General features: G+C 38.8%; 26 protein-coding genes. 5 read left to right on the forward strand and 21 right to left on the reverse strand.

Features of this window, described 5'->3' with window-relative positions:
- Nucleotides 1–14: 14 nt before the first annotated feature.
- Together argH and ACNJYY_RS15465 are read right to left on the reverse strand one after the other, a co-directional pair.
- On the reverse strand, nt 15–1,400 hold the full coding sequence (gene argH, locus ACNJYY_RS15460; protein ID WP_416729166.1) for an argininosuccinate lyase: 1,386 nt from the start codon (nt 1,398–1,400) through the stop codon (nt 15–17).
- The gene (locus tag ACNJYY_RS15465; RefSeq protein ID WP_416729167.1) at nt 1,397–2,599 is read right to left on the reverse strand and encodes an argininosuccinate synthase; all 1,203 of its coding nucleotides are present in this window, start codon (nt 2,597–2,599) and stop codon (nt 1,397–1,399) included. The genes argH and ACNJYY_RS15465 overlap by 4 nt, the downstream gene beginning before the upstream one ends.
- A 213-nt stretch (nt 2,600–2,812) precedes the next feature.
- Between ACNJYY_RS15465 and ACNJYY_RS15470 the strand changes: the two genes are divergently transcribed.
- Nucleotides 2,813–3,127: a hypothetical protein gene (locus ACNJYY_RS15470; RefSeq protein ID WP_416729168.1), complete on the forward strand. Its 315-nt coding sequence runs from the start codon at nt 2,813–2,815 to the stop codon at nt 3,125–3,127.
- Nucleotides 3,128–3,222: 95 nt separating this feature from the next.
- Here ACNJYY_RS15470 and ACNJYY_RS15475 read toward each other — a convergent pair whose 3' ends face one another.
- The 8 genes from ACNJYY_RS15475 to ACNJYY_RS15510 form a co-directional block, all read right to left on the reverse strand.
- On the reverse strand, nt 3,223–3,729 hold the full coding sequence (locus ACNJYY_RS15475; protein WP_416729169.1) for a MogA/MoaB family molybdenum cofactor biosynthesis protein: 507 nt from the start codon (nt 3,727–3,729) through the stop codon (nt 3,223–3,225).
- Nucleotides 3,730–3,747: 18 nt separating this feature from the next.
- On the reverse strand, nt 3,748–4,578 hold the full coding sequence (locus ACNJYY_RS15480; protein WP_416729170.1) for an EcsC family protein: 831 nt from the start codon (nt 4,576–4,578) through the stop codon (nt 3,748–3,750).
- Between the two features lie 76 nt (nt 4,579–4,654).
- Nucleotides 4,655–5,317, reverse strand: a complete 663-nt coding sequence (locus ACNJYY_RS15485; RefSeq protein WP_416729171.1) for a GNAT family N-acetyltransferase — start codon at nt 5,315–5,317, stop codon at nt 4,655–4,657.
- 145 nt (nt 5,318–5,462) lie between these two features.
- Entirely contained in the window at nt 5,463–6,650 is a 1,188-nt protein-coding gene (locus ACNJYY_RS15490) for an acetate kinase (protein WP_416729172.1), read from the reverse strand.
- A gap of 202 nt (nt 6,651–6,852) precedes the next feature.
- On the reverse strand, nt 6,853–7,851 hold the full coding sequence (locus ACNJYY_RS15495; RefSeq protein ID WP_416729173.1) for a class I SAM-dependent methyltransferase: 999 nt from the start codon (nt 7,849–7,851) through the stop codon (nt 6,853–6,855).
- 160 nt (nt 7,852–8,011) lie between these two features.
- The gene (gene tpx / locus ACNJYY_RS15500) at nt 8,012–8,512 is read right to left on the reverse strand and encodes a thiol peroxidase (protein WP_416731890.1); all 501 of its coding nucleotides are present in this window, start codon (nt 8,510–8,512) and stop codon (nt 8,012–8,014) included.
- Nucleotides 8,513–8,600: 88 nt separating this feature from the next.
- On the reverse strand, nt 8,601–9,053 hold the full coding sequence (gene ytfJ / locus ACNJYY_RS15505; protein ID WP_137788650.1) for a GerW family sporulation protein: 453 nt from the start codon (nt 9,051–9,053) through the stop codon (nt 8,601–8,603).
- A gap of 3 nt (nt 9,054–9,056) precedes the next feature.
- A complete protein-coding gene (locus ACNJYY_RS15510; RefSeq protein ID WP_416729174.1) occupies nt 9,057–9,725 on the reverse strand; it encodes a DUF2953 domain-containing protein in 669 nt (222 codons plus the stop codon).
- A gap of 145 nt (nt 9,726–9,870) precedes the next feature.
- Here ACNJYY_RS15510 and ACNJYY_RS15515 point away from each other — a divergent pair, with 145 nt between their 5' ends.
- The gene (locus ACNJYY_RS15515) at nt 9,871–10,671 is read left to right on the forward strand and encodes an NAD kinase (RefSeq protein ID WP_416731891.1); all 801 of its coding nucleotides are present in this window, start codon (nt 9,871–9,873) and stop codon (nt 10,669–10,671) included.
- 70 nt (nt 10,672–10,741) lie between these two features.
- Here ACNJYY_RS15515 and ACNJYY_RS15520 read toward each other — a convergent pair whose 3' ends face one another.
- The 6 genes from ACNJYY_RS15520 to ezrA all read right to left on the reverse strand — a co-directional run bounded on the left by ACNJYY_RS15520 (nt 10,742) and on the right by ezrA (nt 19,090).
- On the reverse strand, nt 10,742–12,334 hold the full coding sequence (locus ACNJYY_RS15520) for an amidohydrolase (RefSeq protein ID WP_416729175.1): 1,593 nt from the start codon (nt 12,332–12,334) through the stop codon (nt 10,742–10,744).
- Between the two features lie 94 nt (nt 12,335–12,428).
- On the reverse strand, nt 12,429–14,003 hold the full coding sequence (gene mbcS / locus ACNJYY_RS15525; RefSeq protein WP_416729176.1) for an acyl-CoA synthetase MbcS: 1,575 nt from the start codon (nt 14,001–14,003) through the stop codon (nt 12,429–12,431).
- 128 nt (nt 14,004–14,131) lie between these two features.
- Nucleotides 14,132–14,317, reverse strand: a complete 186-nt coding sequence (locus tag ACNJYY_RS15530; RefSeq protein ID WP_066396835.1) for an alpha/beta-type small acid-soluble spore protein — start codon at nt 14,315–14,317, stop codon at nt 14,132–14,134.
- Nucleotides 14,318–14,869: 552 nt separating this feature from the next.
- Nucleotides 14,870–16,081: a tRNA uracil 4-sulfurtransferase ThiI gene (gene thiI / locus ACNJYY_RS15535; RefSeq protein WP_416731892.1), complete on the reverse strand. Its 1,212-nt coding sequence runs from the start codon at nt 16,079–16,081 to the stop codon at nt 14,870–14,872.
- 5 nt (nt 16,082–16,086) lie between these two features.
- On the reverse strand, nt 16,087–17,229 hold the full coding sequence (locus tag ACNJYY_RS15540) for a cysteine desulfurase family protein (RefSeq protein ID WP_416729177.1): 1,143 nt from the start codon (nt 17,227–17,229) through the stop codon (nt 16,087–16,089).
- Nucleotides 17,230–17,398: 169 nt separating this feature from the next.
- Nucleotides 17,399–19,090, reverse strand: coding sequence for a septation ring formation regulator EzrA (ezrA, locus tag ACNJYY_RS15545; RefSeq protein WP_416729178.1), 1,692 nt, complete (start codon nt 19,088–19,090; stop codon nt 17,399–17,401).
- 221 nt (nt 19,091–19,311) lie between these two features.
- Here ezrA and hisJ point away from each other — a divergent pair, with 221 nt between their 5' ends.
- Entirely contained in the window at nt 19,312–20,145 is an 834-nt protein-coding gene (hisJ, locus tag ACNJYY_RS15550; RefSeq protein ID WP_416729179.1) for a histidinol-phosphatase HisJ, read from the forward strand.
- Here the strand turns inward: hisJ and refZ are convergent.
- The gene (gene refZ / locus ACNJYY_RS15555) at nt 20,110–20,796 is read right to left on the reverse strand and encodes a forespore capture DNA-binding protein RefZ (RefSeq protein ID WP_416729180.1); all 687 of its coding nucleotides are present in this window, start codon (nt 20,794–20,796) and stop codon (nt 20,110–20,112) included. The genes hisJ and refZ overlap by 36 nt on opposite strands.
- A gap of 152 nt (nt 20,797–20,948) precedes the next feature.
- On the opposite strand from refZ, the gene ACNJYY_RS15560 reads away from it, so the two are divergent.
- Nucleotides 20,949–21,434 carry a GAF domain-containing protein gene (locus tag ACNJYY_RS15560; RefSeq protein ID WP_416729181.1) on the forward strand — a complete coding sequence of 162 codons (486 nt, stop codon included), beginning with the start codon at nt 20,949–20,951 and terminating at the stop codon, nt 21,432–21,434.
- Between the two features lie 382 nt (nt 21,435–21,816).
- On the opposite strand, the gene megL is transcribed toward ACNJYY_RS15560, so the two are convergent.
- Nucleotides 21,817–22,995 (reverse strand): methionine gamma-lyase, encoded by a 1,179-nt coding sequence (gene megL / locus ACNJYY_RS15565; RefSeq protein ID WP_416729182.1) that lies wholly within the window; start codon nt 22,993–22,995, stop codon nt 21,817–21,819.
- Nucleotides 22,996–23,341: 346 nt separating this feature from the next.
- Between megL and rpsD the strand changes: the two genes are divergently transcribed.
- On the forward strand, nt 23,342–23,944 hold the full coding sequence (gene rpsD / locus ACNJYY_RS15570) for a 30S ribosomal protein S4 (RefSeq protein WP_416729183.1): 603 nt from the start codon (nt 23,342–23,344) through the stop codon (nt 23,942–23,944).
- Between the two features lie 182 nt (nt 23,945–24,126).
- Here the strand turns inward: rpsD and ACNJYY_RS15575 are convergent, their stop codons facing one another.
- Genes ACNJYY_RS15575 through ACNJYY_RS15585 form a run of 3 tightly spaced genes read right to left on the reverse strand, consistent with a single transcriptional unit; the run spans nt 24,127 to nt 26,388 of the window.
- On the reverse strand, nt 24,127–24,612 hold the full coding sequence (locus ACNJYY_RS15575) for a hypothetical protein (protein ID WP_416729184.1): 486 nt from the start codon (nt 24,610–24,612) through the stop codon (nt 24,127–24,129).
- Nucleotides 24,613–24,626: 14 nt separating this feature from the next.
- Complete coding sequence (locus ACNJYY_RS15580) at nt 24,627–25,217, reverse strand: replication-relaxation family protein (protein ID WP_416729185.1); 591 nt, start codon at nt 25,215–25,217, stop codon at nt 24,627–24,629.
- Nucleotides 25,153–26,388: an FtsK/SpoIIIE domain-containing protein gene (locus ACNJYY_RS15585; RefSeq protein ID WP_416729186.1), complete on the reverse strand. Its 1,236-nt coding sequence runs from the start codon at nt 26,386–26,388 to the stop codon at nt 25,153–25,155. Before ACNJYY_RS15585 ends, ACNJYY_RS15580 begins: the two co-directional genes overlap by 65 nt.
- Nucleotides 26,389–26,565: the final 177 nt, after the last annotated feature.

Raw genomic sequence — 26,565 nt, forward strand, 5'->3', positions numbered from 1 at the left:
AAAGTTCATTTGAGCTAATTATTGGAAACGGCCATTTTTAACTGTGCTGCATCAATCTGTTGGCGAACGGCCTCAAAACCAGTTCCACCTTCAGAATTTCGTCGTTCTACTGCTGTTTTTGGAGATAGAGCCTCAAACAGATCATTCTCTACGAGTGGGCACCATTCTTGGTACTCTTCCAATGTCACATCAAGAAGATAGCACTCTTTTTGAATACATTGAAGGACCATATCACCAACTAATTCATGTGCTTCTCGGAAGGGAATTCCTTTTTTCGCTAGGTAATCTGCCAGCTCTGTAGCATTAGAAAAGTCTTGATGCACTGCTTTATTCATCTTATCCACATGAATTATCACTTCGTTCATCATACCTGTCATGATACTTAAGCATCCTTTAACGGTTTTTACCGTATCAAAAACAGGTTCTTTGTCTTCTTGCATGTCTTTGTTGTAGGCAAGTGGCAATCCCTTCATCAATGTAAGAAGGGATATCAACGAACCATATACTCTCCCGCTTTTTCCTCGAATCAATTCAGCCATATCAGGGTTCTTTTTTTGCGGCATCATGGAGCTGCCTGTAGTGAAGCTGTCACTGATCTCAATGAATCCGAACTCTTCTGATGACCAAAGGATCAGTTCTTCGCAAAAACGAGAAAGATGCATCATGATCATAGAAGCATTGCTGCAGCATTCGATCGCAAAATCTCGATCACTTACAGCATCCAGGCTATTGAGATACTTGTCTCTGAATCCAAGCTCGTTCATCGTGATGTTTCGATCGATTTCAAACGTCGTTCCCGCCAGTGCTCCAGCACCAAGAGGCATAATATCACTGCGCTTTAGACTATCTTGAAGTCTTCCTTTATCACGATCAAGCATCCAAAAATACGCCAACAGATGATGAGCGAACGAAACGGGCTGGGCACGCTGAAGATGTGTATACCCAGGGATGATCGTTTCTACATGCTCTTCTGCAAGATGCAAAAGTGATTTTTGTAATTCTTCAATATGAGCAATGATCAATAACGTTTCTTCTTTTACATAAAGATGAAAATCGGTTGCCACTTGATCATTTCGACTTCTTGCCGTATGAAGTTTTCCGCCATCCGGTCCAATTTTGTCTGTTAATAATTTTTCAAGGTTCAAATGAATGTCTTCGTATTTAACAGAATACGTAAGCTCCTCTTCTTCAACATCTGATTGAAGAGAAAGCAAACCATTCTTTATATTTTCGTAAGCACTCTCGTCAATAATCTTACACTGAAACAACATCTTAGCATGAGCCAAACTTCCTTTAATGTCTTGACTAGCCAACTGCTGATCAAAAGAGATGGATGCTCCAAACTCATCTACCCATTCTTCAGGCTGTTTTGAGAAACGCCCTCCCCATAACTTCTTCACACTTTCACCTCATTTTTCTGAACCATGCTGCTAACTTTTGTAGGAAGTCCCCATAAAGAGATAAAACCTTTTGCAGCTGTATGATCAAAAGCATCGTCTGATGTATAAGTCGCTAATTTTTCGTCATAAAGAGAATAAGGTGACTTTCTTCCTTCGACGATCGCATGCCCTTTAAAGAATTTAACACGAACTGTGCCTGTTACATGTTTTTGTGTTTCGTCCAAGAAAGCTTTTAATGATGCATGTAACGGTGAGAACCATAAACCTTCATAGATCAGTTCAGTCATCTTCTTTTCAATGATTGGTTTAAAGTGAGCGACTTCTTTAACTAATGTAAGATCCTCAAGTTCTTTATGTGCTTTAATAAGCGTTGTTGCGGCTGGACATTCGTAAACTTCACGAGATTTGATTCCTACTAATCTATTTTCAACATGGTCGATTCGTCCAACACCATGCGCGCCCCCCCAATCGTTCAACTGATTAATCAGAACATCTAACGTAACATGCTGACCGTTCAGTGATACCGGAACACCTTGTTCAAATCCGATCTCAACAATCTGTGGCTCATCTGGTGTATGTTCGAGAGCAACCGTCATTTCATATGCTTCTTCTGGTGGTGCAGCCCAAGGATCTTCCAAGATTCCACACTCATTGCTTCTTCCCCATAAATTTTGATCGATAGAGAACGGATTTTCCTTTTTGATCGGAACAGGAATGTCATGTTCTTTTGCATACTGAATCTCTTCTTCACGAGACCAGCTCCATTCACGAACTGGCGCAAGAACTTCAAGCTCAGGAGCGAGTGCAGAAACAGAAACTTCAAAACGAACTTGATCGTTCCCTTTTCCTGTGCAGCCATGAGCAACGGCTGTAGCTCCATATTTTTTAGCAGTTTCTACTAACTTTTTCGCGATCAACGGTCTGCTTAATGCAGAGATGAGTGGATATTTCCCTTCATACAATGCATGTGATTGTAGAGCTACTAATGCATATTCATCAGCGTATTCCTTTTGAACATCAAGTACGATCGATTCAGATGCTCCGATTGATAACGCCTTTGATTGTATAAAAGGAAGATCCTTGCCTTCACCTACATCCAAGCATAATGCAATAACTTCGTATCCCTTATCAGCTAGCCAAGGAATCGCAACAGACGTATCTAATCCTCCAGAATAAGCTAAAACTACCTTTTTCCCCATATGAAATCTCTCCTTTTGTTATAGCCAAAAATGAATATTTACTTATTTTTATACATTTTTGTTTATAAAAATACCATTTATGATAGTTCATACTATAACAAAAACACTAACAGAATTGCAAGGTTATTCTTTAAAATGAATAAAAATAACATCGAACTTTTATCTACCATCCCACTCCCCCGTTTTGTACAATAGAAATAGAGGTGATTTCAATTGCAGAATGACTTTGTTTGGGATGAAAGACTCGGAATCTTTGTTCCACATCTAAATAAATCGTGGGAAAAGTATGATACGGCGACTCAAGAAGCGATAATGTTGCAATGGGAAAAGATCAGAGGAAGAATTCCTGATCGAATCGGAGAGATCGAAGAGATAATTAACGAGTTGCAAGACCAACTTTCAACCGAAGAACATTTTGAGGTGTCATGCGATTTGAACAATAAAATCGCGAGCCTCGCTTCTGTCATCAACGATCTTTGGCTATGGTACAGATTAAATCAGAGTATTACTTCAAAGTTTCATAATTAAATTAGGTTTCTTCCGATATTAGGAGTCTTCACATAAAAATAAAGAGGATGCATTTGCATCCTCTTTATTTTGGAGTATTTTCTTTAAAAAACATCTTATTTATTCAGCTGTTGAACAACATGTGACAGCTCGGGTATGATTAATTTCTCCATGCCAAGTTTTACAGCACCTGATGAACCAGGGAGTGCGAATATCGCTGTCCTATCTTTAACTCCCGCTATAGCCCTACTCAGCATCGCACCAGAGCCAATATCGTCTGTATAGCTTAACATGCGAAAAAGTTCACCAAATCCAGAGATTTCTTTATCAAATAATGGCGTTAATGCCTCAATTGTTACATCTCTTGTAGCGATTCCTGTTCCTCCATTAAAAAGGACAACATCAATCTCTTCATTCTGTATACCATATTCCGCAGCATCTTGAATGGAACTCATCTCATCTTTAACAATTTTGTATGCAGCAATTTTATGATCCTTTTCCTCTAAAAAAGTATGGATTAATTTTCCGCTTTTATCTGTTTCTTCATTACGCGTATCACTAACGGTTACGATCATGCATCTAACCACTCGTGGTGCTAAAGCTTTATGTTCTTTTACACTCATGGAAGCAACACCTGTTTCTTAAAATTTTTCAAAGAGATATCTTTTTTGATAAAACTTGTGTGCAATCTCTGTGATTTTTCTCGACTGTTGATAGTTCATGAATGCGCCAAGTGCCATTCCGAAAATCGGCAACCCTTGTGTTAGCTTCTTCCGAAGAAGAAGAATCGCCATCATCTTCATAGCTTGTTGTATCGGATGTGACATCCAGGACACATCTGCGATCACATCTTTTCCCGCATAAAAAATTGGATCTTCTTCCTCTCTGATCTCGACCATCAGCTCGTCCCACTTTTCTTGTTGAAAACGCTTCGGCATCGTCGCTGCATGATAAACTTTTAAAGAACGCATCATTTCTGCAGGTCTTTGGATATCATAGCCATAGTGCATCGCGATAGATTGCACGGAACGTATTCCAAGAGCAACCATTGCAGGCAGGTCTGTTCCTAAAAAGAGAAGTCCTCCAGTGCCTGCAAGCCCTCCTTGTGAAAAGGACAAGAGCCTGTTCCTTGCGATCTGCTGATCTGCCATATAAGATAACTGATCGATCGAACACTTTTTCAGATCTTCAATTTCATAGATATCGTCTCTAAAGACTCTTGCTTCAGACAATAACCGTTGTTTAGTATCCAATTGGAATTGGGAATTTTGTATAAGAGCATGAATATGAAATAATGCAGAATCCACATATTCCCCGACTGTCTCTTGCACCTCTTCTGGGAGGAGGTCCATCTGCCTTGTAGCCCATTTTTCATAAGTTCGGCCAAAATCTGTTGGTTCATATGTAAAAAAATCTTCTTCCCAAGCTTTGATCTCTTGCCAGATCTGATCCTCACGCGCTGTTAATGCCATAAGCAACCTCCTTAAACCTTTTAAATAGTGTAGTATAAATCACTCTTAAAGTAAAAAAAACACCGAATGAGCAACCTTATAGAAAGGGATTTCTCCATTCCATCAACAAAGCATAGTTAGATGATTCTTCGTCCTCAATATAATTCGGGATAAGCATCAGCGGATTTCTTCCACATCTCAAAAGAAACGATATGACCGGATCATATAATTCGCCACTAATCACTTTGTCAGTATAATCTTGAGGAGAAAGAACATGTGAATGCTTCGAATAACCCGGCATCCTGCCTCCGCCTAATAATCTCTGTAATTTAAGGTGAACGACAGTTTCATACAGTGATTGCATAAGAAGCTTGCCTAAATTTAATTTACGGTGTGATGGTCTTATGCAAATATCAACAACATACAGTGTATTTCCATTTTGATCATGATTGGAGATATAACCATTTCCCGTTATCTCTTCCCACGTATGCTGCGGATGTTCCAAGTCATAATCCACGAGTAAACTTGTTACCGATCCAGCAAGGACTCCATTGATCTCTACACATAGAGCTCCATCCGGAAAGAGCGAGATATGGTTATGTAACTGTTTTTCGTTCCATAATAATTCTGGGGGAAATGGAGAAGGGAAACTTTCTTTTTGAATGGAAAGGAGTTCAGCAAAATCTTTTTGTTCATAATTCCGAACGACAGCTCTAACATTTTGATTGTTCAAGTATAGCAATTGTTTCTTTATGTACATTTTTTGCCTCCCTCTTGTAAAAGATGAACACTTTTTTTTAAGCTCATTAGATGGTTTACGCTAAACAACTCCATATTCCTCCTTCAAAGTGCATTTCTAAACACAAAAAAACAGCCTTTCCAAAAGGAAAAGACTGTCTCTTTAACTACATCGCATAGCGCATTGTATCACGCGCGATCATTACTTCTTCATTTGTAGGAATTACGATAACTTTTACAGGGGAGTGAGGATAGCTGATGAATGCCTCTTTACCACGAACTTGGTTAAGAGCAGGATCCCAATATACACCCATGAACTCTAAACCACGAAGTACACGCTCACGTACAGCAGTACTGTTCTCACCGATACCTGCAGTAAAGATGATCGCATCAATACCAGCCATTCTCGCTGCATAAGACCCAATATATTTATGGATACGGCTAGCAAATACTTCTAATGCAAGTTCAGCACGTTCGTTTCCTTTTTCTGCTTCACTTTCAATATCTCGAAGGTCGGAGGAGAATCCAGAAACACCAAGCATTCCACTCTTATTGTTCAAGACATTGATTACTTCTTCAGCACTTTGACCTGTTTTTTGCATGATGTAAGGAATCAATGAAGGGTCAATGTTACCAGAACGAGTTCCCATTGTAACTCCTGCTAAAGGTGTGAAGCCCATAGATGTATCAATCGATTTTCCACCTTCAATGGCAGCAATACTTGCACCGTTACCTAAGTGGCATGATAAAAGACGAAGTTGTTCAACCGGACGTCCAAGAAGCTCAGCTGCTCTCTCAGAAACATACTTATGACTTGTTCCATGGAATCCGTATTTACGAATACCGTAGTCTTCATAATACTCATATGGAAGGCTGTATAAGAATGATTTTTCAGGCATGGACTGATGAAAAGCCGTATCAAAAACAGCAACTGCAGGTACGTTAGGGAGTACATTTTTGAAGGCTTTAATTCCAACAACGTTGGCTGGGTTATGCAGTGGTGCAAGATAAGAGATCTCTTCAATTTCATGAAGAATCTCATCTGTGATTAAAACAGAGTCGTTAAACTTTTCTCCACCATGCACAACACGATGACCAATTCCTTCGATCTCATCTAGAGAAGAAATGATGTTATGTTTTACTAATTTATCTAAAAGCATTGATACTGCTTCTGAATGATCTTGGATATCTTTAATTTCTTTTACTTTTTCACCATCCACTTCGATCGTGAAAACTGAATCATTTAATCCGATACGTTCAACAAGTCCTTTAGTCAGTACTTCTTCTTGAGGCATTTGAAGCAACTGAAATTTTAAGGACGAGCTTCCGGCGTTAATTGCAATAATTTTAGCCAAAATAGCCATCTCCTTCATATTCAATGAAATAGTAGGATGAGACTCCAACTACCATCTCACTTGAAACTTAATCCTTCCTTATTTAAACATTGACCTTTATTAATATCAAGGTTGTAAAACGCTTACACCTTATATTCATGCAATTCAGACTTGAATCCGTTTGCAATTGCATAAAAAAACAGCATAGGATAGACCCACGCTGTTATTTTTCACGTTCCCACTCTGTTTTAAACCACTCATTAATCTGTTCCATTACATTTCCTAACCCATTTTTATTAGAGAAAGATGGAAGCTGAGCTAGCATCGCTTGTTTAGGCTTTATTGCGCCTTCACCATTCTTTTGAAGAATGAGGATACTCTTGGCATGAACAGCTGACTTAAATAAGGATTCAGGTAACTGAAGTAGACCTAGGACGGTTACTGTTTCCTTCATCCAATTCTTGAACAAGTCCGCTTGTTCACTTTCAAAGAGGTTGTTCGGCACGATAAATATCCCAATGCCTGTTTCTTTCAAATGATGAACAGCCTGCTCAATGATTAAGTGATGAGCATAAGTGTGTCCTTCTTTTTCATAAACTTTGAAGGCTTTAGCTGCTTCATCATCTGGATAATATCCTACAGGAAGATCGGCTACAACCACATCAACAGGATCTGCATAGAGTGGTTTGATCACATCTTGATGAAAAAGCTCTATTTTATGTTTTTGGATATTTGCATTGACCCACGCTAAACGTAAAAGAGTTTCGTCCACTTCTACTCCAAATGAAACACACTCTTTTTCCTTCAGCTGATTCATAACAGCTGTTAGCAAGTTTCCTGAACCGACTACAGGATCTAACAATGTAAGGTTTTCGGATTTTTTCATGAATTTTTGTACGAGGTATCCTGCAAAAAGGGCAACCGCATCTGGCGTCATCGCATGATGTGGCTGAACAGCTTCTTTCATTCCTTTTAGTACAGCTAACTGAAATGCTTTACGCGTTTCTTCTTTACCGAATTCTGTAACATTCACTTTTTTGTATTCATCTGTTAATACTGTTGATAATTCTTTCGGGTATTCTTTTGGGATCTCCTGAAAGAAAAGATTTTCTCCTGATTCTACAAGAGCGTCTAAATAAGGCAGTTCAAGTTTATCCTTAATCGCCGTTGCAGTGTTGTCGAGAACAACAAATAGCTTTTCTACATCTTTAAAAGAACTCATATATAGCTTCCTCCTAAGTTTTCACAGGAAACATTTTAGCAAACTACGTACTGTATATACAATCATTAACTTCTACCATTACCAGAATGGTGGTTGTGAGCAATATTTAAAACAAAAAAATCTCCGGTATTTTAAAGCTTTACCGGAGATGTCTGAATGTCTATTTTGCTGCTTTAGCTGCTTCGATTGCTGCTTCGTAATTCGGATGGCTCGTAACTTCATCAACGTATTCTACATACGTAACTTTATCAGAGCTATCAATAACAAATACAGAGCGCGCTAGAAGACGAAGTTCCTCGATCGCAACACCATAAGCTTTACCGAATGAAAGATCACGGTGATCAGATAGCGTTTGAACATTCTCGATACCTGCTGCTGCACACCATCTTTTTTGTGCAAAAGGCAAGTCCACTGAAACCGTTAAGACTTTAACGTTTTCAAGCTTAGACGCCTCTTCATTAAAACGACGTACTTCAGCATCACATACGCCTGTGTCAACTGAAGGGACAGCAGCGATCAAACGTACACTTCCTTTTGAATCTGCAAGACTAACTTCAGACATGTCGTTTGCCAACACTTTAAAATCTGGAGCTTGGTCCCCTACTTTTACTTCATTTCCTAGTAATGTGACTGGTTTTTCTTTAAATGTTACAGCCATGATCATACTCCTCCTTTAAGATATAAATTATGTACTTTCCCTTTCATCTTAAAGCAACCCAGAAAAAAAAGCTAACGAGATGTTAGCTTTTTTAAAACTCATGTGTTTGTGTGCTTGAAGGTCCGTGATCATGCTTGTTCTTGTTCATGAGATGCTGCAGCTTATCAATCACACCAGGTGCTAGATCTAAGATTCTTTCGTAAAGGTGCGTGCTGTTGTCTAAGTGGATCGTCTTGATCCCAGTATTACTTACAACTAGGAATGCAATCGGAGTAATCGAAACTCCTCCTCCGCTTCCTCCACCAAAAGGCATCTCTTTTGACTGACTAGAAGATCCTTGCTGTGTTGATGAATTACGGGATTCTTCCTGTCCACCGAATTCACTTCCACCTGCTGCAAATCCAAATCCTACTTTTGATACCGTTAGAATAACACTGCCGTCCGGTGTCTCTACAGGATCACCAATAATCGTATTTACATCGATCATTTCTTTTAAGTTTTCCATCGCGGTTTTCATTAAACCCTGGATTGGATGTTCACTCATTTTCTACATGCCTCCAGTCATATATTCAGAATTCACCTTGGTCGAACGACTTACTATCCGCCAGGACTTTAAGATTTTTAACATAACGACAATAGCATGCCCGATTTTAAATGAAATCATACAAGAAAACCGTGTTTCACTATGCATACCCTGAAAAACAGGAACAACGGATATATTCGGAGATTCTTCAAGTTTAAAAAATGCATTCAAAACCTGTATCGCTATCCCTTTGAAACCCCAAACAGTACCAGCTGCTATAGCTGAGGAAGATGCTTCACCAAGTCCGATCGCACTATGCCATTCTACTTTTTTCACTCTCATCTTCTTCAAAAAGGCGGCGAGTATCTGGTAAAAATGGTTGATGTGCTTTAGCATCTGTTTAAATGAGTGAATCTGTTTTTTTATTTGTGAGAACGAAATCTTCTTCTTTTCCTTCTTCTTTCCAAGAGTTGTTTGTTTTTCTTCTCTGATCTTTACAGAATGATCTTGAGCATCAACCATGATCAGCGGCACATTTAATTTATAATTTAAGAATCGATACATCTTAAAATTCACTTGAACGTTACTATTATCATTTCGATGAACGAAATAAATAGAAATATGAATCGTTGAAAAACTTATCACGATTAATAAAAGCAGTAAGATACCAATTATAATTGTCACCCAAACCATACATGCTCTCCCCTTCTGTTATCTTTTCATTATGGACAGAGGTCATTCAATCTAAACGTTATGATGTCTGTTACAATAGAATCAGGAATTCGATTGCATGACTAAGAACAGAATAGGAAAGCAGAGAAATGTAAGGGAGGAAGGCATGATGGCTGTTCGTAATAAAATATTCTTCTTTTATAAAAAGGAAGAACGTACTTTAGAGAAGATCAACTCATTATTTTCATTGGCCAAAACAGAGGGCTTTGAACTAGTTGAAGATGAGAAAGAAGCAAACATCATAGCTAGTATTGGTGGTGATGGCACCTTCTTACAAGCGGTCCGTAAAACGGGCTTCAGGGATGATTGTCTGTATGTGGGTGTCAGTACACTCGAAAATGAATTTTATTGCGATTTTCATATTGATGATCAAGCAGGTATGATTGAAGCGATGAAAAATGAACAAGTTGAAGTTAGAAAATATCCTGCTCTATCGGTAAACATTGATGGACAAGGGTCATTTTTTTGCTTAAACGAATGTTCCCTTCGCTCTTCTATTATTCGAACTCTTGAGATTGATGTCTTCATTGATGATTTATATTTCGAAACCTTCCGTGGAGACGGAATGATCATCTCGACTCCTACAGGGAGTACTGCTTACAATAAGTCAGTTAACGGAGCGGTCGTTGACCCGATGCTAGCTTGCTATCAAATCAGTGAGCTCGCTTCATTAAATAACAACCACTACCGCACTTTAGGTTCGTCGTTTATCCTAAGTGATAATCGTAAGATGACATTAAAGATCAAGCATGACAACAGTCATTATCCTATAATCGGTATGGACAATGAGGCGATGAGTATTAAACATTGTGAAACCTTGAATTTTGAGCTCACAAATAAAAGAATCAAAACTGTAAAATTAAAAGACAATTCATTTTGGCATAAAGTAAAAAGAAGTTTCTTGTAGAAGATAACAACCAAATAAAACAGCTTGCATTTTCTGCAAGCTGTTTTTCCTTTGTTCATGATTCCGCCCTCTACTCACCCTTGTTCTCATAGACAATATCACCATCTACAATTGTAAGTACAACCTTAGATTTTAAGATCTCATCTTCTGAAACTTTAAATAGATCTTGATCTAATACAGTAAAGTCAGCGAAATATCCTTCTTTAATGAACCCTTTAACATCCTCTTGCATGATGGCCGAAGCACTTCCGACAGTATATAATGATATCGCTTCAAACATTGTTAATTTTTGTTCTGGAACATATCCTTCATGACGCTCCCCTTGTTTTCTTCGAGTAACGGCTGCAAATATGCCAAGAAGCGGATCCACCGGTTCAATAGGAGCATCTGAGCCACCTGCACAAATTAGCTTTTCATCCAGCAGACGTCTAAAAGGGAAAGCATTTGGAATCCGTTCCGTTCCAAGGCGTTCGATTAACCAAGGAAAATCTGATGCTACAAATCCTGGTTGTATATCTAATATGATAGGTAGTTGTTTCATGTCAGCAATTAATTCATCATCTACAAGTCCGACATGAATCAGGCGATCTCTGCCTTCCTTTGCAGGGTTATTTTTTATGGCCTCAATCGTTTGTCTCAATGCCCTATCACCAATCGTATGTACAGCAACATTCATATTATACTCTCTAGCTTTTTGAACAAGTTTAGCAAGATCAGAATCTGCATGGATCGATACACCTGAGGTTTCCGGTGCATCGTTATAAGGCTGAGATAGCCAAGCGGTCCGGCCTCCAAAAGCTCCATCTGCAAATATTTTCAATGCTCCATACTCTACAAAAGGCAGCTCATATTCCTTTTTAACATTCTTGAAATCTTCAAAGGCTTCATGATGCACCAATAGATGAGCTCGAAACTTAATCTCTTCTCCATCAATGACAGATCGATAAGCACTCAACGGTCTTTCTACATACCCGTAATAGCTTAAGTCTTCCGAATGACCTCCTGTTAATCCTAATGAAAGTAAATGTTTGATAGAGGTCTTTAAGGCAGTATTCAAATAGTTCTGTGAAGCTTCTGGCACAACTTTCTTTACAAGTTCTGCAGCACTATCATGTAACAGCCCTGTTGCTTCTCCATCATTATCTCTTACGATAATTCCACCAGGAGGATCTATCGTATTCTTAGTTATCCCTGCCAATGCTAATGCTTTCGTGTTCGCTAAAAATGCATGCCGACAAACTCTGGATAAAAGAACAGGGCGTCCTCCTGAAATATCATCAAGTTCTTGCCTATGAAAAATCTTACGGTCGATAAAATTGTTCTCGTTCCAACCTTCTCCGATCAACCATTCATCGGATGTAAGTGTAGCTGCTTTTTCTCGCAGAGCACGTTCCATCTCCTCAGCGGAAGTCATTTCTGAAAGATCAAGCTTTATCAATTTTTCACCATGACCGATCAAGTGCAGATGACTATCTACAAAACCTGGATACATTACATACCCTTTTAGATCAACTTTTTTCGTAATACGTTCATTAAATGTTTTTAATAAGTTTTCTTCCGTCCCTGTTTTAATAATTCTGCCATTCTCTACGTAAACGGCTTCAATATGCTCATCTTCATTTACCATCGTATAGATCTTCCCATTAAAAAAGAGCGTCCCCAATTGATTTACCACCTTTACCAATCATCTTTTTACAATAGTATAACGTAAACACCAAACTAAAAAGCAGATAAAGTATCTGCTTTTCTTTAAAACATCATCTTGTTTTAGAGGCTTCTAACTGGCGCAGCTCGATACGCCTGATTTTCCCTGAAGTTGTCTTAGGAAGATCTTCCACATATTCAATCGATCTTGGGTATTTATAAGGAGCCGTAAGTTCTTTAACGTGTTCTTGAAGCTCTTTTGTTAGGGCCTCATTACTTGCAGCTTGATCTCGTAAAACAACAAACGCTTTAACAATATGACCACGTACTTCATCTGGGCTTGCTACTACTGCACATTCTTTAACAGCAGGGTGCTTTACAAGTGCATCCTCAACTTCAAAAGGTCCGATCGTATACCCTGAGGAGATAATGATATCGTCACCTCTGCCTTCAAACCAAAAATAACCTTCAGCATCTTTCTTTGCTTTATCACCCGTAACATAATAGTCACCACGGAAAGCCATCATCGTCCGATCTCGGTCTTTATAATACTCTTTAAACAGAGCAGGACAATTTTTATGAACGGCAATATCACCAACTTCTCCAGCAGCAACAGGCTTTCCGTTCTCATCAATAACGTCAACATCGTTTCCAGGTGTTGGCTTACCCATTGAACCTGGCTTGATCTCCATACCTTCCATCGTACCGACTAATAAAGTATTCTCTGTTTGTCCATATCCGTCACGCACTTTAATGTGGAAATACTTTTCAAACGTATCAATTACTTCTCGGTTTAATGGTTCTCCAGCCGATACAGCGCTCCTTAATTGTGGTAACTTATATTGATCCAAATTATCTACTTTTGCCATTATACGATATTCTGTTGGTGTACAGCATAAAACAGATATCTGCTGGTCTTGCAAAAGCGTTAAATATTTTTTCGGATCGAACTTCCCTTGGTAGACAAACCCGGTAGAACCTGTGCCTAATGTGGATAAGAATGGACTCCAGATCCACTTTTGCCAGCCTGGTCCAGCAGTTGCCCAAACTTTGTCATCTTCTGAAATGCTTAGCCAGCTCTTAGCAGCAGTTCGAATATGAGCATATGCCCAACCGTGTGTATGCACAACACCTTTAGGCTGGCCTGTTGTACCTGATGTGTAAGATAAAAAAGCCATATCATCTTTTGCCGTTTCAGGAGCTTTATAGGAAACGCTTACATTATTCGTGATCGCTTGTAAGCTTAACCAGTTTTCTGTTTCTCCGTTCGCACTAATCTTATATGTAAGTGTAGGCAAGTGATCTTTGATCTCATTAACTTGCTTAGTAAATCGGTAATCCGCAATGATCGCTTTTGCTTCACTATGTTGTACACGGTAGCTCAGGTCCTTAGCTCTTAACATTTCTGAGCAAGGAATAACAGAAATTCCAGCTTTTAAACAAGCGATATACACTGCGTACGTTTCGATTAATCGCGGCATGATGATCAGAACTCTATCACCTTTAGCCAGACCTAGTTCTTCTAAAGAATTTGCAATTTGATTCGCTCTGTCTAAAAGTTTCTTATATGTAATCTCCTCGGTAGCGCCTTGTTCATCCATCCAGATTAAAGCTTTTTTTTCAGGGTTTAAAGCATATTTTTCCATTTCTTCTGTTAAATTATAAATGTTTGGAGCAATCAAGTTCATTTCCTTCACCCTTTCAATTCATGTTGTTCTATACCATTATAATATATTTTAGAAAATTTTAAAAATTTAGTCATATATGCACAAAAATAAAAGGAGCGGGGACAACCCGCTCCGTTAGCCATTACTATTTACTTAGAGTATCCACCTAGAGCTTGAGCTACTAGACGCTTAGTGATTTCTCCACCTACAGATCCGTTAGCACGTGCAGTTGAATCTGGTCCAAGGTTTACACCGAATTCAGAAGCGATTTCATACTTCATTTGGTCTACAGCTTGTTGTGCACCTGGTACTACTAATTGGTTTTGGTTTGCCATGTTGTTTCACCTCCTTTGTACTAATAAGATGTGTCTAAATCGCCGATTCAATTCTTGGAAATTGTTGTGTGTGTTGCCATTTAGAATATTAGTTAGGAAGAAGGCTTTTGGATGCAGTTGATTTCAGTTCACACTTTCTCGCTTTCCATGGGATGAACTGTGAGCTCACTTTTAAGCTTACCGCTCTGCACCTCTCTAACCAACTTACAAAGAGGAGACAATCCAAATGCAAAAGCTTCAGTCCTTAAAATAAGGATTTAAAAAAGCCTGCACAATGTGCAGACTTTTTCACCTGAGTAGTATCTTGTTGCTGTAATTTAATTACTAAATAATGAATGGCTATATCAACGTGTTTCTGTCTGACCTTTTCTATTTTCTTCATTGACAAGTTGATGGGAGTGGAAGGTGCGAGATTCCTGCGGGACAAGCGGTCAGGTGAGACCACTAAGGGCGCAAAGCGGCAGGGGGCTCACCGCCTGCCCCGCGGAAAGCGAGCAACCTGAAACGGAGATCAACTGCATTCAAGAACTAACAAAACACGCAAAAAATGCCTTAGAGCAAATCATCAAACGTTTCGTCCGTTGATTTACCTTCTTCAAGAATCAGCGTCTCAACGTCATTAACCGCTTCTTCAATCAACTCTTCAAGGTTCTCAATATTTTTCTCGAACCGAATCGCTTTCTCACGCTTCGGCTTAGTCTTTGGTGCAGATGGCAAGAAAATCGTACAGCAATCTTCATATGGACGAATTGAAATCTCATATGTTCCAATCTTATGCGACAAATTCATGATCTCTAGCTTATCCATTGTAATAACGGGACGAAGGATAGGCATGTTCGTAACTTCATTGATGGCATACATGCTATGCATCGTTTGACTTGCAACTTGGCCGAGGTTCTCTCCGTTTGCGATAGCCATCGCATGGTTGTTCTCCGCTAATCGCTCAGTGATTCTCATCATTACTCTTCTCATGATCGTCATGCTATAACTAGATGGAATCTTATCTTTGATCGTTTGTTGAATTTTTGTAAAAGGTACAACATGAAGCTTGATCTTTCCTCCACTATAGCGAGTGAGCTCTTGCGTTAGATCCACCACTTTTTGCTTTGCTCGTTCACTTGTAAAAGGCGGACTATGAAAATGAACACCTTCAATTCGAACGCCACGCTTCATCGTCAAGTATCCTGCTACTGGACTGTCGATACCACCTGAAAGCATAAGCATCGCTTTACCTCCAACACCGATCGGCAGACCGCCAGCTCCCTCAAATGATTTTGAGCTAATGTAAGTTCCTGTATCTTTAACTTCTACCTTGACGTTTACATCTGGATTATGAACATCAACGGTTAAACCTTCTGTGTTTCTTAAAAGGTATCCTCCAACTTCTTGGTTGAGCTGCATGGAATTGACAGGGAAAGATTTTAAAGAGCGCTTACCTGTAACTTTAAACGTCTTTTTTCCTTCAATCGCTTCATTTAGAGCGATTAAAGCTGCTTTCTGAATTGCTTCTAAATCATTTTCAGCTCTTACAGCTAAACTGATCGAGTGGATGCCGAAAATATCTTGTAGTGATTTGACGATAGGCTCGTAAGATTGTCCGTTTAATTCAATAACAATTCGGTCAAAATGTTTTGATATGTTCAGATCCTGAAATGGACGCATTTTTCGTTTTACAGTTTCAAAAAGCTGTGATTCGAAATGTCTTCTGTTTTTACCTTTTAGTGATAATTCACCATAACGCACGACTAAATGATCATAAATCATCTTCATTACCTCATTACCTTCTTAATATTTATTAGTTCTTCTTTTAATACCTTTAAAGACCGTTCTGCTTCTTTCAATGTGTTTCCATATGAAGTACTCAAACGAATTGCCGTTGAAGCACGATTTTCTCCTAACCCCATCTCTAGTAAGATACGGCTTGCTCCACCTTGTTTTGATGAACACGCAGAACGAGTAGATACATACACATCTCTTTTATCAAGAGAATGAATCAGCACTTCTGGTTTGATGCCCTTCACTGAAAAATTAATAATGTGAGGTGCTGAGCACTTTATAGGAGTATTAATATCTATTCCATCTATGGAACGTAACTCTTCAATTAAGAACTGCTTAATCTCTAATAAATTTTCTTTCTTCTCCTTACTCTCTTGAAGAATCAACCTTAACGCTTTTGCCATAGCTACAATACCTGCAACGTTTTCAGTACCAGCTCTTTTCTTTAATTCTTGTTCACCACCAGTGAACAAAGAAGAGATACTCACACCGTTCTTCACATAAAGAATTCCATTTCCTTTTAGACCGTGAATTTTGTGTGCAGATATTGTACACAGATCGATCCCACACTCTTTAAGTGGAAGGTCAACCTTACCGACACCTTGAACATTGTCGACATGGAAAAAAATCTTCGGGTGCTCTTTCAAGATCTTACCTATCTCTTGAATAGGTTGTATCGTTCCCGTTTCATTATTGACATGAATAAGTGAAACAAGTATCGTATCCGGCCGAATCGAACGTTCAAGGGCTTCTAATGAAATCAACCCGTCATGATCAACCGGAAGATACGTAACTTCGAAACCTTGTGATTCAAGATATTGAAAGGATTCATGACTCGATGCATGCTCAACAGAAGATGTTATAAGGTGTTTACCACGATTTTGATGTTGAAAAGCAATCCCTTTGATCGCTATATTGTTGCCTTCTGTACCCCCAGAGGTAAAAACCACTTCAGATGGTGCTACCTCCAAAAGCTGAGCAATTGACTTTCTAGCCTGACCAAGTAATTTCTCAGCTTCTCCTCCTTTTGAATGAAGGGAAGATGGATTGGCAAAATACTTTTCTGACACCGTTACGAACGTATCCAGAACTTCCTTATATGGCTTTGTTGTTGCACTATTATCCAAATAAATCATTGTTGAATCCTCCAATTATCCATTCCAAACCGTTCTAAAACACACATTTCATTATCATACCATAATTTAGCTAACGTGCACATCTCCACTTATCTCCTATTTTTTGTTAACCGATGAAAAACATCTCTTTTTTACAGCAAAAAACTGCAGGAATTGAATCCCTGCAGTTTTATACATGTGACTTTAAGTTAATTTCCATCTCTTTAAGGATTCCTGGTCTAACACTTTCTATCGCAGAAGCCGCAATCTCAAGAGCATCTTCATACTGATAATTTCGAAAAGCAATCTCAGCTTCAATCAATCGAACGGATACTGATTGATAAGAACTTCTAAATCTATTTCCGTACTGTATGAGCTTCTCTGCTAAAAAAGCATTCTCTATCATCTTAGAGGTTTCATCATAGCCCTCATTCACTGCTTCATGCGCTTTGTTTAGTACGTAAGAGACATCTGACATTTCTAGAGGTTTCTCATCCAGTTTTTTAGAAACTTCAATGATATATTCTTCCGCTTTCCCGATTGTGATCAAGTAATGTTCCGGCAATCCAGGAAGGTTGCTTTTTTGTACCATCCTTCTCGCTTCAAGAAGTTTCTTACGGAGTTCTCTTAAGCTCTGTTTCGTTTCAAGTTCATCTTTTCTTAAATTATGAAGCATTTCTTCATAAACTTTCTGAGAACGCTGCAGTTCTTCCATCTGTTTTTGCATCTCTTCCATCATCTCGCGAATAACAGAATATGATTCTCTTTTTTCGTCAATTGAATCTTCGATGATCAAGAACCGGCTTTGTAGCTTGTGAAACAATTTTTCAATCTTTTTTTGCATCTCTGCTTCATTTTGTTCGATCAAGTAAGTAGAAGAAACGATTTGGGTCTCTTGCTTTAAATTCTCGATTCTATCGTGTAAATCTTGAATATTTGAGAAAAAGACTGCTCTTTCACTTATTACAAATTGCTTAGAATGTACTTCGTTCTCAAGCATTTCATAGAGCTGATCCATCTTCTGTACCGCTTCATCCATATCTTTTTGAGCACTTTCAAGCTCAAGTTCAAGTACTTTGTTCAGGGCTTGATCGTTAAGGTCCCTTAAAGAGCTGATCTCTTTTTCGATGCCAATATGATGAAGAACATAACCTTGTTGTTCCATCTCTGTAAAACCTGCACTTAACTCTTTTAATGAATTAGGAATATCAGATTGAAGGATCACAAGGAGTTCAGGAACTCCCTGCATCTTTGTTTTACAATCAGAAATACGATTCAAACTCTCAACAAGTCTTTGTCTAGCTTCTAGATGGCTTCCTTGTACAGTTAATGATTCAAACGTTTCAATCAAAGCTTTTATCTCGTCAAGTTCCTTATCAAAGATTGGAGCAGTCTGGCCAAGTGCACGGATATGAGTTAAATAGTACTTCTTTGTTTCTTGAAGCTTTTCTTTCGCTTCCACAATCTCTTCCCGATTTAGTTCCTCACTCGTAACTAACTCATTGATTTCGGAAGTAATCTCTTTAATTCTCAAATCGATCTTTTCTAAAGACTGACTAACACCAGCTAAAATAGATTTAGCTTTTTTGAATCGATACTTGTCTGTATATTCCTCAGCATCGAATAAGTCTTCTTCTAAATTAGGAAGTTGAGTCGTTACCATCTCATCCCATTCTTGACGCCACATTTCAAATTTTTCTTCCGTTTCACCAATCATCGCCATACCCTTAACTTTTGAGATTTCTTCTGTTAATGGGCGATTCATAATTTGCATCTTCCATGCTTCAAGTCGGTCAATTTCTTTATACACTCTTCGGCGTGACATGGCACCGTACAGGATCAATGCTAGGAATGTAACGATGGCAATGACTATGTATATCATCAGAGGCACCCTTTCTATCTGTTCAAATTTCTATATTGTCTATATTATGTATTCGTATGTTTAAATCGCTTTACCGATCTAATTTAGTTTTTATTCTATAAAATTGCAGTTTAATGCTTTTATGATAACATGTAAACAAACATTTGACGCAAAAAAATTGCATAATCTGATAATTTTTTTCCAATTTAATGAAGATTTTGTCGAAAGGAGGAGTAAAAAAGATGTACTATGATGGACATATCCACACGCCTTTTTGTCCCCATGGGTCTTCAGACACTTTTGAAATGTATATCGAAAGAGCTATCTCTTTAGGTTTGAAAGGTATTACCTTTACAGAGCATGCCCCTTTGCCTCATTCATTTATCGATGCTGCTCCCACGAAGGACAGCAGTATGAGACATGAGCAATTAGGAAAATACTTCGACACTTTGAGAGAGGTTAAGAAGTTTTATAAAAGTAAGATTGAGATCTTTACTGGTTTAGAGATCGATTTTATTGAGGGCTATGAAGAGGAGACGAATACATTTCTGAAAGAGGTTTGGCCTGAACTCGATGATGCCATTCTCTCTGTTCATTTCTTAAAGGTTCAAGACCATTACTTCTGCATGGATTATGACGAGAACGTATTTAGAGATTTGATCGAGCAATCTGGCAGCCTCTCTGCAGTTTACTCATTATACTTTCAAACCGTAAAAAAATCGATCAGTCATTCATTTGGAGATCATCAGCCAAGAAGGATTGGACATATGACATTAGCAACTAAATTTCAGAAACTTTTCCCTCCAGATTTTAGTTATGAAAAAGAAGCAGAAGAGGTTTTAACAGCTATGTCTGAACATAACATGTATTTAGATTATAACGGAGCAGGTGCTGTTAAGCCGTATTGTTTGGAACCATATCCATCTAACTGGATCATAAAAGAAGCACAAAAAAGAAAAATCCCTCTTGTCTATGGGTCTGATGCCCACAGTGCTAAGGGACTCGGTCAAGGATTGGATCAATTAGTATCAACTGCAACATTAACTTCCCCACTTCTCCTGAATAGAGCCAAATAATGGCTTTTGAACAGCAGACAGCAGGGGATTTTTTCTTTCTGGGATACAAACACATTTATCAAACCAGTTCATCATCCACTTCTTATAAGGTTGTTTGAACGTTTCTGTTTCAGCACTTATCTGATACACCTCAGCTAAATAAAGAGGATGTAAAAATGGAAGCATCATCATATCTTTGAACTGAATGGTTAAAAAGTCTACTGGCTGCCTTCTGAATTCTTTTTTCTTCATCCCTTTTTCAAACAGAGTTTGCAAAAAGTACTTTTCCTTAACTAAGTAAGTAGACATGAGTTCCCGGACCAACGTTGAATCCAGTGTCATCTCACGATAGACAAAACGTGCAAGAGGAAGGTTTCTCTGTTGATAGATCAACAATGCCTCTACTATCTCAATAAAACTTCCCTTAACCGTGGGAGAGCTCGATGTATGATATATGATTTCAATCCTTCTGATATACCCTTCAAAAAATGAGGTGATCAACTCTTCTAGAAGACCTTTCTTTCCTCCAAAATGGTACGAAATTAAAGCGATGTTCACACCAGCTTTTTTTGCTATCTGTCTCACGGTCGTTCCTTTAAACCCTTGGCTTGTAAAAAGAGCAATCGCTGCCTCTGCTATTTTCAGTTTCGTTTCCATCGGATCTGTCTTCATTTTCTTCCACCGTCCTTCCCTCTTGTATAAAATTCTTGGGCGAGAGACATAAACCTTTAATAATCGCTCGACAAATAAGGGCTTATAGGTGTATAGTTCAACATTATTTGATAGGATAGAGTAAACAAATTATCAGGTTTGGAGGAATCTTGATGTTTTCCGTTCAGCAATATAGCACAGACAGAAATGAAGCTTATTCTCTTCTGTTGAAACAACTTTCTGCTCTCCTAGAAGGCGAGACAAATGCGACTGCTAACCTTGCAAACGCATCTGCTCTTTTGAATCAATTTTTAGACAGAGTAAACTGGGTTGGTTTTTATACACTTGAAGAAGAGACGAACCAATTAGTTCTTGGACCCTTTCAAGGGCTTCCAGCTTGTGTAAGAATTCCTCTTGGAAGAGGCGTATGCGGAACGTCCGCTCAAAATCAAGAAACGTTAGTTGTAAAAGATGTTCATGAGTTCCCTGGGCATATCGCTTGTGATGCAGCTTCTCAATCTGAGATCGTAGTTCCGTTAGTGAAAGACGGAAAGCTGTTAGGAGTTCTTGATATTGATAGTCCTGAAAAAGCACGATTTGATGAGGTGGATCAAGAGTACTTAGAAAAGTTCTGTGAGGTTTTACTTCGATATATCTAGTTTCTCTTACTATTAAAGAAGCCCCGCGCTATTGAGCGCAGGGCTTCTTTTGTTTAATAAAGCTCTATTCTAAAAGAATATTGCTTTCAAATCTCCCTTGACAGTCGAGTGGAGTGGAAGGTGCGAGACTCTCGGCTAGGACAGGTAGGCAGACCTAAAAGTGGAAGTGGCTCGTTCAGCCCCGACAAGCAAAAGGTGAATGGACAAGGAAGGCGTTCCTTGCCTTCATGGTCGATTTAACTTTTGACCTCGAGGGGCTAGCCACTGCAACTAGACAGGTGAGACACTTTAAGTGAAACGTACGAATGTGGCTCACCGGCTGCCCCGCGGAAAGCGAGCACCTTGGAACGAAAATCAACTACTTCCAAAAGCAACAAAGTTTTTATAAAGAATCTAAACTTTGTTTAATATCATCCCAAATATCTTCCCATGCTTCTAAACCAACCGATAAGCGCAGAAGCTGATCAGTGATGCCCATCTGAAGCCGATTCTCCTCAGGTACGACAGCATGTGTCATTGTAGCAGGATGTTGAATAAGTGTTTCAGCATCACCAAGACTAACGGCGATCTTGATAAGTTTTAAATGGTTCATAAACTTTTGAGAGACGACTTTATCTCCTTTAATTTCAAAGCTTATGAGGCCCCCTGCATTCAACATCTGTTTATTCGCAAGCTCATATTGAGGAAAATCCGGATCACCCGGAAATAATACTCGATTTACGGACGGATGTTTCTTTAATAAGTCTGCAAGTTTCTTTGCATTCTCACAATGACGGTCCATTCGTACAGGCAGTGTCTTGATTCCTCTTAGAAGGAGCCAAGCATCAAAAGGAGACATGACCCCTCCAATATCCTTTTGAGTGGTCATTGCAAGATGACTCATCATTTCTTGCCTACCGACCGCTAGACCCCCGATTACATCCCCATGACCACATAAATATTTTGTGGCACTGTGCAGAACAATATCGCACCCTAATTCGAGTGGACGCTGCAGGTAAGGAGATGAAAATGTATTATCAACAACAACTGGAATATTAAATTCTTTTGCAATTCTTGCTACCATACTTAGATCAACAAGTTTCATGGTAGGATTTATCGGAGATTCTATATAGATGACCGTAGTATGATCGTTGATCGCTGCACGTATCGATCTCTCATCGTTCATCGGATGGAAATTATGTTTGATATGATATTTTTCTTCCATAAGTTGCAGCAACCCAAAGGTACACCCATACACTCCTTCTGAACAGAGAATATGATCCCCGGTTTTCGTTAAGCCAAGCAATATGGCTGAAACTGCAGCCATACCAGAACCAAACGCTAAACCTTTTTCCCCTTTTTCCATCGCTGCGATCCGCTCTTCTAACATTGCAACCGTCGGATTGCTAAGTCTTGAATAGATATAACCTTCTTGCTCACCTGCAAATCGTGAAGCACCCGTTTCCGCGCTATCAAAAACAAAAGTTGAAGTTTGAAAAATAGGAGGAGCAAGACTTCCATTATGCTGTTCTGCGTTATACCCCTTATGAATCACATCTGTTTCAAAGCGTTTTGTATCCATTTTTACTTCTCCTTTGAAGGCAATATAAAATGTAAGCGCTTTCTTATTCATATCATATATGATAATGAGTACTTTTACAATTTGTACTAAAAAATGTTTTATGAATATGGCGATCAGGTTGACATCGATTAGCAAAAAAGCTTATACTATTCTTTGTGTAAAATAAGCGGCACTGTGTCCATCATTAGTTTTTATTTTGTACCCAGGTTTTCATTAATCCGGGAACATCGCGTAGCTTCATAGGCTGCTGAAGTGAAGATGTTTTTCATACAAAATATGCTCGTGAAAAGGCCATAGTCACTGTTGTTGTTTTAACACAAACAAACACGTGAAGGAGGAGTCAATAATGGCTCGATATACAGGTTCAACATGGAAAGTTTCTCGTCGTCTTGGAATTTCTCTAAGCGGAACTGGGAAAGAACTTTCTAAGCGTCCATACGCACCAGGACAACATGGTCCAACTCAACGTAAAAAAATCTCTGAATACGGTTTACAATTACAAGAGAAGCAAAAGCTTCGTTACATGTACGGTGTAAACGAGCGTCAATTCCGCCGCATTTTTGATGATGCTGGTAAAATGACTGGTATCCACGGTGAAAACTTCATGATTCTTTTAGAATCTCGTCTAGACAACGTAGTATACCGTCTTGGTCTTGCTCGTACGCGTCGTGCAGCTCGTCAATTAGTAAACCACGGTCACATCACAGTAAACGGCAAGCGTGTTGATATCGCTTCTTACCGTCTATCTGCTGGCGATGTAATCGGTGTTCGTGAAAAATCTCGCAACTCATCTGCTATTAAAGAAGCAATCGAAGTGAACAACTTCGTACCTGACTTCTTAACGTTTGATGAAAACAAATTGGAAGGTACTTTCACTCGCTCACCAGAGCGTTCTGAACTTCCTGCTGAGATCACAGAACAACTTATCGTTGAATTCTACTCTCGTTAAGCCCCTCGGGTCTTAAACGATAGTTACAAAAACCCTAAAAACCCTTGTGTATCAAGGACTTTAGGGTTTTTTCTTTTTTCTCTGTTTTGTAGAATTATGTATTCTCCCCCAGTAAATCGGGGGAGGTTTTGGGGGAGATTTGGGGGAGCTTTTATATAATATTGTGGACAGACGCCTACCCTTTAAATACCAACAGCCAAGGTACCTAAACTTTTAAGTATTTTTATGAATATTGGTGACATTTGAACTAGAAGATAGACTAATGAAATCTTACCAATACCCTCCCAAATTTCACCGTGGTCTTTAAAAAAACCACAGAATATTTTCCACACAATCATAGCTGAAGCAACAGGGAATGAAATAGCTATCATTAGATCAATCAGAGGATCAAACAGATGTGCAAATGCTGCTATTACATCACCCATAACTTTATCTGTTACAGCGTTTACTGGAACTGCTGTCGGTGCTGATACTGCTAATACCTGACCACACTGATTCACACTCTCTGCAGCAAATGCTTTTGGTGTTAATGCGAGTAACGGAATAGATGAAGTTAGAGCGATAGATAGTTTATTTGGCTTTCTGCGCCCTTTTTTACTCTTACCCTTAACATTGTATTCCCCACTCATAAACTCATTGAATTTGATTGATTCTGTACGTCTGAACATACTGAGCACTCCCTTTAGATTATGTCTTGTAAAGTGTAGACCTTGCCCGACAATCCCTCACACATTCTCATCAACTTATGTCTCCGACTTTCTAACTCAGTAACCCATATCAAATTGAAATCAGCACCAGTTAATTCATTAATCTTCCGATACTTATCGATCTTGGATTTATTCGTTGACATTGGCTGTGAAATATCAACCTCTACAAAGCACCTCTTACCGTTATAAAACTCCCTGTATTCTGCATCGCAGATGAGTGATATCTTATCTACTTTAAACTTCATTTCATTCTCCCATGTGGCTGGATACTTCTTGTAAATGTAAAACTGATTCCTTAATAGATAATGCTGCACGTTTGGTGTCTTCTTTCGGACCTTCGTACACTGCACCCTCTCTCTTCCAGCTTTGTTTAAGTAGTACACTTTTTCTAAACCAAAACGGAAGGAGGAAATGTATTCACTTAATCCGTTTAAAACTCGATTAGCATTACGCGAGCTCTTTAAATTGTGCATGATCTGCAGCTGATATCGGTTCAAATAATCAAGCTTTTTCAGTGATAAGAGCATGTTTTCTGTCCTCTGTTGGTGTAGGTGATGAAAGTTCATTCTTCTCCTCCTCGTATGGCATAATTCTTTCTTTGATTTGTTCATTGCTCATAAATGGTGTTTGAAGGATGATTTGTTTCACATTCTTATATATCCCTCTACCTGGTATCTCTGGAAGGCTTTCTGCTCCTGCTCCATCTAATACCACTGTAGAAGCTGTTGAGCTGTCTACCACATAACATAGGCGAGCTGGAATATTTCTTTTGATTTGCATTGGGATAGCTTCGGCTGTCGGATACTGCGTGGCATAGATAACGTAGTATCCTGCACCTCTTCCTTTCCTAACGATGTCTGTTAATATCCTCAATGCTTCCTTTTCATCTGCAAGATCAGCTGCTTCATCCACAATGATGAAGTGACGTTTAGTAATCCCTGCTTCTATAACGTCTTCATAGCCACCGTCAACGATTTTTTTATAATCCTCGTTCATCCTTTCCTGAACATCATTAATGATTTGTAACGCTTCTTTGTTATCCGTTCCAAACTCGATTACCTGTTTAGCTTTTTTGAACCGCGCAAATGCTGGGCCGCCTTTTAAATCGATAAGTGAAAATGTCACATTATCTGGTTTGTTCATGATTAAAGAGGTAATCATCATTTTCATTGCTACCGATTTTCCAAACCCCGTGGCACCAGCTACGATTAAATGCTTACGTTTATCAAAGTCGTGGTAAATCGTCTTCCCTTGTTTTGTATTGCCAACAGGCACTTTCCAACCACCTTTAAGAAGATCATCACTCCATTCAAATTTTCCTAAGTCGTTTTCATAAACGCGAATCTTTAACATGCCGTCGAAATCTAACTCGACCTGTTTATTCGCCTTCACTCCTTTAAGCTGCTTAATCTGTTTCAAAATGTCCTTGTTAAATTTCACTTTTGTTAAATCAAAGGCAATCTTCTTTGTGTTTAATCCATCGACCAAAAGATCAGTATCAATTTCTTTTCGATCAAATCCTAAAGGGAGCTGATAAACATACTCCATTCCATTTTCGATTTTCCTTCTTCTTCTCAATCTAATCGTTTTAATTTCTCCCTTCTCCTTTTTCACCCAACCAGCATTAGCGAAAATCCTTTGAATTTTTTCCGCATCATTTGTTACTCCGTTTGATTTTAAATATCCGTATCCAGCAATTGACCCAAGCAGCAAACTTGTTGAGATACTGAATAACATCACGCCACTCTCCTTTGGTATATTCAGAGAATATAGTTCATCTTGTTTGGAATGTACCTTTCCAAGCTAAAACCTTATAGAATAAACCTTTCTGTCATTCCTTTCCAAATTCTTTGAAGGTATTTAATAAAGAATATTCCTTACTAGGCTTGTCGGTTGCTAGTACAATTTAAATTT

Source organism: Fictibacillus tiangongensis (genome assembly GCF_048083785.1).
Lineage (GTDB): Bacteria > Bacillota > Bacilli > Bacillales > Fictibacillaceae > Fictibacillus.